General features: G+C 42.7%; 1 protein-coding gene. It reads right to left on the bottom strand.

Going from position 1 to position 239, the window contains the following annotated elements:
* Positions 1–180: hypothetical protein (locus G3N62_RS09070; RefSeq protein WP_206141225.1), on the bottom strand; the 180-nt coding region annotated here is incomplete at its 3' end.
* Positions 181–239: the final 59 nt, after the last annotated feature.

The following is a 239-nucleotide window of genomic DNA, read 5'->3' as shown; positions in this document are numbered from 1 at the left end:
CGAAAAAAAAAAACACTTGCCATCTCGATATTGGCTCACGCGCCAGTTGTATTGTTCATCTTGTCTTCCTGGTTTCCTCTCTTTTCTTGCACCGCTAGTTATATCGACTTTACGTCTCATTTTGACTCCTCTTTTTGCCGCTGCTTCTCTACCTTTGCATCCTCCTACTTTCTCTCTCACACATCTACCATCCTCATTATTTCTCTATCCAGCTTCCTTGTGTCCGTATTCTATCTCTC

It is taken from the genome of Burkholderia sp. Tr-20355 (assembly GCF_017104685.1).
In the GTDB taxonomy this organism is placed as follows: Bacteria; Pseudomonadota; Gammaproteobacteria; order Burkholderiales; family Burkholderiaceae; genus Burkholderia; species Burkholderia seminalis.
The sequence above is the reverse complement of the archived record's forward strand: the minus strand, read 5'-3'. Positions and strand labels throughout refer to the sequence as shown.